The organism is Phytoactinopolyspora endophytica, from assembly GCF_004138495.1.
Lineage (GTDB): Bacteria > Actinomycetota > Actinomycetes > Jiangellales > Jiangellaceae > Phytoactinopolyspora > Phytoactinopolyspora endophytica.
Genome location: NZ_ML142853.1, coordinates 286,379 through 293,434, shown reverse-complemented (window position 1 = coordinate 293,434; position 7,056 = coordinate 286,379). Strand labels below are relative to the sequence as shown.

Annotated in this window: 6 protein-coding genes; 2 read left to right on the top strand and 4 right to left on the bottom strand. The window is 66.8% G+C overall.

The window, feature by feature from the left end; genetic code table 11:
- Positions 1–124: 124 nt before the first annotated feature.
- Together ELR45_RS12150 and ELR45_RS12145 are read left to right on the top strand one after the other, a co-directional pair.
- Positions 125–748 carry a TetR/AcrR family transcriptional regulator gene (locus tag ELR45_RS12150; RefSeq protein ID WP_165367704.1) on the top strand — a complete coding sequence of 208 codons (624 nt, stop codon included), beginning with the start codon at positions 125–127 and terminating at the stop codon, positions 746–748.
- Positions 749–1,010: 262 nt separating this feature from the next.
- Positions 1,011–3,224, top strand: a complete 2,214-nt coding sequence (locus tag ELR45_RS12145; RefSeq protein WP_129666261.1) for an MMPL family transporter — start codon at positions 1,011–1,013, stop codon at positions 3,222–3,224.
- A gap of 232 nt (positions 3,225–3,456) precedes the next feature.
- Here ELR45_RS12145 and ELR45_RS12140 read toward each other — a convergent pair whose 3' ends face one another.
- The 4 genes from ELR45_RS12140 to ELR45_RS37640 all read right to left on the bottom strand — a co-directional run.
- Positions 3,457–4,611: an ABC transporter ATP-binding protein gene (locus tag ELR45_RS12140; protein WP_420813876.1), complete on the bottom strand. Its 1,155-nt coding sequence runs from the start codon at positions 4,609–4,611 to the stop codon at positions 3,457–3,459.
- Positions 4,608–5,576 (bottom strand): ABC transporter ATP-binding protein, encoded by a 969-nt coding sequence (locus ELR45_RS12135; protein WP_205856471.1) that lies wholly within the window; start codon positions 5,574–5,576, stop codon positions 4,608–4,610. Before ELR45_RS12135 ends, ELR45_RS12140 begins: the two co-directional genes overlap by 4 nt.
- Positions 5,577–5,596: 20 nt before the next feature.
- A complete protein-coding gene (locus ELR45_RS12130; protein ID WP_129666260.1) occupies positions 5,597–6,559 on the bottom strand; it encodes an ABC transporter permease in 963 nt (320 codons plus the stop codon).
- 95 nt (positions 6,560–6,654) lie between these two features.
- The coding region (locus ELR45_RS37640; protein ID WP_205856470.1) for an ABC transporter permease at positions 6,655–7,056 on the bottom strand (402 nt) is incomplete at its 5' end.

Here is a 7,056-nt window from a genome sequence, read left to right as displayed (position 1 = left end):
CGAAGCGGCTCAGGGCGGATAGCCCGACGCCGCCTGTGATGCAAGTCACTAGCATCATGCGCAGCCTGAAAGTTTGCTGAGAGAGCATTTTGCTAGTGACTTTCAGCCTTGTAGCGTGACTCACGTGCAGACAGAACAGGCAGAGCAGGGACTGCGTGAGCGCAAGAAGGCCGCCACGCGCAGGGCGCTGGGAGAGGCGGCCCTAGGCCTGGCCATGGAGCACGGCGTGGCTGACGTCACCGTCGAGGCGATAGCGGCCGCCGTCGACGTCTCATCGCGGACGTTCCACAACTATTTCTCCAGCAAGGAGGAGGCGATCGTCAGCGTCGCCGCTGACCGCATCGAGGACTCCGTCGAGGCGCTCCGGTCGCGGCCGCCGGAGGAGTCGAACTGGGACGCCCTGGAAACCGTCATGGTCGAGGACCTCGTGGGGGCATCCGGCCAGGGCGATCCGCTTGCACAGTTCTTATTCATCCACGAGAACGCCGCCCTGCTCAGCCAGGAGATGACGGCGGTGAAGTGCGCGATCGACCGCTTCTCCCAGGTGGTCGCTGAACGATCGGGCACGGATACCGCCCGGGACATGTATCCGCACCTGCAAGCAGGCGCAGCGATGCTGTGCACCAGGGCGGCGCTGACGGCGTGGTTCGCCGATCCGGCTGCCGACGTCGTCGATCTGACCAGGCAGGCGTTCGCACAGCTGCGCGCGGGACTGCCAGAGCCTCAGCGAGATACCGGTGAGCCGTGAGGCGCGGCACCGGGGTCCAGGGGGTAGATCCGGGGGTCCTCAGGGTGATCCCGGATGGTGACGTGCGACCAGGCACAACAGGATGGAGACATCATCAGTGGGGGACCTGGGAGCCGGCGAGGCAGCGCCGCCCGTCATGACTTCCGTTGACCGTCGTCTAGGGAAGGTGAGGCTGCGTTGCGCGTTCCTTGCTCTCAGGCGGATCACAGCTAAATCGTGCTGTTCTTTGTGTGGCTTTAACTGACCCGAGTGGAGTAATCCAGTGGCAACATACCTGTACCGGCTGGGCCGGTTCTCATATCGGCGACGAGGCATCGTCGCCCTGACCTGGCTATTGCTGTTTGTGCTGGCCGGCTTCGGAGCTTCGACGCTCTCCGGCGAGACCAATGACTCGTTCGAGATCCCCGGAACCGAGTCCCAGGAAGCGTTCGACCTGATGGCGGAGCGTTTCCCAGATGCGCCGGATGCGGACAACACCGAGGCGCGTGTGGTCTTCGCCGCGCCGGACGGGGAAACGCTGGCCGATCCGGAGAACCAGGCCGTCGTTAACGACGTGGTGGCCGCGCTGGGCCAGGCGCCACAGGTCGCCGGTGTCGACGACCCGTTCGAGGTGGGCACGGTGGCGGAGGGCAATGATATCGCCTACGCCGACGTCGCCTACGGCGTCGAATGGGGGGACCTCACAGACGAGGCCAAGGACGTGCTGGCCGACATCGCTCAGGAGGGGCGTGACGCCGGGCTGACCGTCGAGCTCAGCGGCGAGGCCGTCGAGGAGTGGGAAGCCGAGAGTATGTCCAGCGAGCTCATCGGCATCGCTGTCGCCGCCGTCGTGCTCATCATCACATTCGGCTCGCTGACCGCCGCGGGACTTCCGCTGCTCAATGCCATCATCGGTGTTGGCATCGCCATATCGGCTATAACCGCCGCGACCGGGTTCATCGACATGGGTGCAGACACTTCCATCCTGGCGACGATGTTGGGACTGGCTGTCGCCATCGATTACGCGCTGTTCATCGTGTCGCGATATCGGCACGAGCTCTCCATGGGCCGCGAGGGCAGCGAAGCGGCCGGGCGTGCGCTCGGTACGGCCGGCTCCGCCGTGGTGTTCGCCGGACTGACTGTCATGATCGCGCTGAGCGGGCTCTTCGTCGTGGGCATCCCCATGCTGACCGAGATGGGCTTCGCGGCGGCGTTCGCCGTCGGTATCGCGGTGCTCATCGCGCTGTCGCTGCTGCCGGCGATGCTGGGCTTCGCCAAGCATCGCGTCCTCGGCGGGCGGATTCCTGGATTGAAGGCTCGCGATCCCGAAGCCGACGATGGCAACGGGAAGCCGAGCGCTGGGCGACGCTGGGCGAACTTCATTACGCGTCATCCGAAGAGCGTCGTGGTGGTAGCCGTCGTCGCCATGATCGGCGTGGCGGCTCCGGTGCTGGACCTGCGTCTCGGGCTGCCCGGTGAGGAGTCGATGGCCGAGGACACCACCCAGCGGCAGGCATATGACCTGGTCTCCGAAGGTTTCGGCGAGGGGTACAACGCCCAGCTGATGGTGATCGTCGACGCCTCCGGAAGCGACAATCCGCAGGCTGCTTTCGACCAGGCTGCCAGCATGATCGGCGGTCTCGGCAATGTCGTGTCGGTCGCGGAACCGTTCCCGAACGAGGCCAACGACACCGCGATGCTCAGCGTCATCCCCGAGGATGGCCCCAACAGCGAGGAGACCGAGGAACTGGTCTCTGACGCCCGTGATGTGAGCGATCAGCTCCAGGCTGAGACAGGCGCGACGCTCTCCGTGACAGGCAACACGGCCGTCATCATCGACTTCAACTCGAAGATCGCCGCGGCGATGGCGCCTTACCTGGCGATCGTCGTGGGCCTGTCATTCCTCCTGCTGATGCTGGTGTTCCGTTCGATTCTGGTGCCGCTCAAGGCTGGGCTGGGCTTCCTGGTGACCATGGGCGCGACCTTCGGCATGTTGGTCGCAGTCTTCCAGTGGGGCTGGTTCGGCATCGCCGAGAACACCGGGCCGATCATCAGCATGCTGCCGATCTTCTTGATCGGTGTGGTGTTCGGACTAGCGATGGACTACGAAGTGTTCCTGGTCACCCGGATGCGGGAGGAGTACGTGCACGGCGCAGCTCCAACCCAATCGGTGGTCACCGGGTTCCAGCACGGCAGCCGGGTGGTCACTGCGGCCGCGATCATCATGATGAGCGTGTTCGGCGCGTTCATGCTGGGCGGCGAGGACTTCATCATGCAGGTCGGCATGGCACTGGCGGCTGCGGTCGCGTTCGACGCCTTCGTGGTGCGGATGACGATCGTGCCGGCCATCCTCACCCTGCTCGGCCGTCGGGCATGGTGGCTGCCGCGCTGGCTGGACCGGCTGCTGCCGAACGTCGACGTCGAGGGCGAGAAGCTCGCGAAGTACCTCGACGAGGGCGAGCACAAGGACCGTGAGCCCGCCGCAGTCGGCGGCTGACCTCGGAGAGTTCGGCAACGGTACGCACGTTGAGGCGGCCGGTGGGTCTTCCCACCGGCCGCCTTTCGTGCGTGGTCAAGAGGGAGGGCTCAGGTAGGAGGTGGGGTGAGGGATCTCCCGGCCCCGGGTTGCGTCAGGCGAGTCAGGATCAACTGATCTGTGGCCCGGTTGGGCTTGAGCCGGGAGATCCCTCTCCCCACCTCCTCCTTGCCGAGCGACGACGGACGAGCGCTCAGGCGGGTGAGGCGGTGGTGGCGTGGGCGTAGTGGCAGGCGACGCGTGAGCCGGTGTCTCCGGCGGCCGACTGGCCCGGGTCCCCGGCGGTGTCCGGGGGTCGGCGTGTCTCGGCGCTCAGCACAGGGAGATCCGTACGACGGCACGCATCGGCGACGCCCGCCTGTTCGGCCAGGCCAGAAGCGAGGACTTGGCAGCGAGGATGGAACCGGCAGCCGCCGGGAACCTCTGTCGCATCCGGCGGTTCGCCGGAGAGCACCACCGGTTCGGGCACGGGCGAGTTGGGGAGCACTGAGACCAGCGCACGGGTGTACGGATGCCGCGGCTCGGTGAGCACCCGGTCCACCGGGCCCTCCTCGACGATCCGGCCCAAGTACATCACCGCGATCCGGTCCGCGATGTTCCACGCCAGCCCGAGATCGTGCGTCACCACGATCGCGGCCAGCCCGAGCTCGTCGCGCAGGCGCATGATCAGCGCGAGGATCTCGCCGCGGACCGACGCGTCCAGCGACGCTACCGGCTCGTCGGCGATGATGATCTGTGGCTCCAGGACCAGCGCACCTGCGATGACGACCCGCTGGCGCTGCCCTCCGGAGAGCTCGTGCGGGTAGGTGAGGAAGAACTTCTCGGGCGGCCGCAGCCCGGCCCTGGAGAGGGCGTCGGCGACCCGGTCCCGTTCGTTGTCGTGGACGCGGTGGATCCGCAGCCCTTCGGCGACCGCGTCGTACACGGTATGCCTGGGGTTCAGCGCGCCCGTCGGATCCTGAAGGACCAGTTGTACCGCACGGCGATATCGCTTGAGCGCCTTGGTCGAATAGCGCAGGGCGCTGCCCCCGTAGGACACCGTTCCAGCGGTGGGCCGCTCCAGACCGAGCAGGGTGCGGGCGAGAGTCGTCTTGCCACAGCCGGATTCGCCGGCCAGGGCCAGGATCTCGCCCGGGCGCAGATCCAGATTGACGCCGTCCACCGCGCGGGCGACGCGCCCGCCAGGCGCGGTGAACTGGACCGCTAGATCACGTGCGCTGAGCATCGGCGCTGCTGTCCCGTCGTTCATATTCTCTGGTCGCGCTCCGTTCCTCGCTTGCTCCGCGGGCGGCTGCGCTCGTTCCTCGCTTTGCCGACCACTCCGCTCGTTCGTCGCGTCGCCGCTCATGCGACCTCCTCGACGCGCAGGCATGCGGCCTGCCAGTCCTCGCGTGCACGCCGAAGCTCCACCGTGGCGGTGGCGCACTCGTTCATCGCCACTGGGCATCGCGGATGGAACGAGCAGCCGGTCGGCAGAGCCGACGGATCGGGGGGATCCCCGGCGAGACCGTGTGGATTGCGACGCTCGGCCGGGTCTCCGACGGTCGGGAACGCCGCGGACAACGCTCGCGCGTATGGATGCCGGGCATCGGCGAACACCTCATTCGACGGGCCCTGCTCCACCAATTTGCCGGCGTACATGACGGCGAGCCGGGCACAGGTGTCCGCGAGCACCGACAGGTCGTGGCTGATCATGATCAGAGCGATGTTCCGCTCGGCCACCAGCTTCTTGATGAGCGTCAGCACCTGCGCCTGGATCATCACATCCAGCGCGGTGGTGGCCTCGTCGGCGATGATCAGCTTCGGCGAGCAGGCCAGCGCCATGGCGATCATGACACGTTGGCGTTGCCCGCCCGACAGCTGGTGCGGGTAGCTGCGCGCGCGCCAGGCGGGCAGGCCCACCTGCGACATCAGCTCGACAGCGCGCTTCTCCGCGGCATCCGCCGAGAGACCCTCGTGCAGGACGATCGGTTCGGCGATCTGGCGGGCGATGCGTTGTACCGGATTCAGCGAATGCATGGCGCCCTGGAAGACGATCGACGCGCCTGCCCAGCGCACCGCGCGCAGCCTGCCGAAGGACATGGCGAGCACGTCCTCCCCGTCCAGGACGATCCTGCCGGTGACGTCCGTCCCCACCGGCAGCAGCCGCAGGACGGCGCCGGCCACGGTGGACTTTCCGCAACCGGACTCACCTGCCAAACCGAGGGTGTCTCCGGGCTCGAGCCTGAGCGATATGCCCCGCACGGCAGGAATCTCGCCGCGCGATCCGCGGTACGTGATCCGGAGATCATCGATTTCCAGTACTGGCGTCACTTACTCCCCTTCAGTGGACACTAGTTGCCCCGTAGCCGCGGGTTCAGCACGACCTCCATGGCTCGCCCGCACAGCGTGAATGCCAGTACGACGAGCAGGATCGCCAGTCCGGGCGGCAGCATGTACCACCAGGCGCCGACCGAGATGGCACCGGCGCTGAAGGCCCGTTCCAGGATGGTTCCCCAGGACATCTCAGGACCGCCGAGCCCGAGGAAGGACAGCGACGCCTCCGCCAGGATAGCGCTGGAGACCTGCAAGGTCGCGCTGGCCAGCACCAGCGGCATCAGGTTGGGCAGCACGTGCCGGGTCATCTGATGCCAGTGACCGGCTCCCAGAGCTTGTGCTCGCTCCAGATACGGCCGCCCCTCGATCGCCATCGTCTGCGCCCGCACCACTCGGGCGGTGCTCGCCCACGAGGTCAGGGCGATGGCCACGATGATGGTGACCTTGCTGGGTCCCAACGCGATGACCAGGGCGATCGCCAGAACCAGGTTGGGCAGGACGATGAACCAGTCGGTCAGCCGCATGAGCAGCCAGGAGATCCAGCCTCCGAAGTGCGCCGCCGCCATGCCGATCAGCGTGCCAAGTGTCACTGCGAGTAACGCGGCGACGAGGCCGACCTGTAGCGATACCCGCGCACCCCAGATGACCATGGTCAATATCGAGCGGCCGACCTGGTCGGTGCCGAACCAGAACTCGGTGCTCGGCGACTCCATCCGGCCGCCCGGCGCGTTCGATGCTCGCAGCTCGCTTTCGTCGGAGTACAAGGGAGCCAGCAGCGTTATCAGGGTGATCGCGACCAGGATGCCCAGCCCTGCCATGCCGGCGCCCTGGACCCGGTACAGCCTCCAGAAGCCGGCCAGTGCGGCGCGTCGTCGTGCCCACACGATGGAACGGGCGGACCGCAGTTTGGCGGTGCCGGAGCCGTTGCCGCCGGTGGTGTTCGCATCGCCGTTCACTGTGGCAGGTTCTTCGCCGCTCATGCTTGTTGGTTGCGCTCCGCTCCTCGCTTGCTCCGCGGGCGGCTGCGCTCGTTCCTCGCTTCGCCGACCACTCCGCTCGCTCGTCCCGTCGCCGCTCATGCCGACCTCCGTACTCTCGGGTCGAGGAAGCGGTAGAAGATATCGGCCAGCAGGTTGGCCAGGACCGTCGTGCCGGCGAAGAAGATGAACAGCACCTGCAGCAACGGGATGTCCGGGATCTTGATCGCTTCGTAGAAGAGCAGCCCTAGACCGGGCCAGCTGAAGATGGTCTCGGTCAGCAGTGCTCCGTTGAAGATCGCGCCGAACTGCAGCGCGATGAGCGTGAACGTGGGGAGCATGGCGTTCGGTACGGCGTGGCGGCGCCGCACCACGTCGTCGCGGAGTCCTTTGGCCTTGGCGACGGTCAGGTAGTCGTTGCCGCGCTCCTCCAGGATGGATGAACGCATGATCAGCACGTACTGGGCGTAGATCACCGCGGCCATCGTGAACGCGGGCAA

Bases quoted from the DNA above. Each gene is read 5' to 3' on its own strand.
- ELR45_RS12140 (WP_420813876.1), bottom strand. From the start codon at position 4,611: ATGAGCGGCGACGCGACGAACGAGCGGAGTGGTCGGCAAAGCGAGGAA.
- ELR45_RS12130 (WP_129666260.1), bottom strand. From the start codon at position 6,559: ATGAGCGGCGAAGAACCTGCCACAGTGAACGGCGATGCGAACACCACC.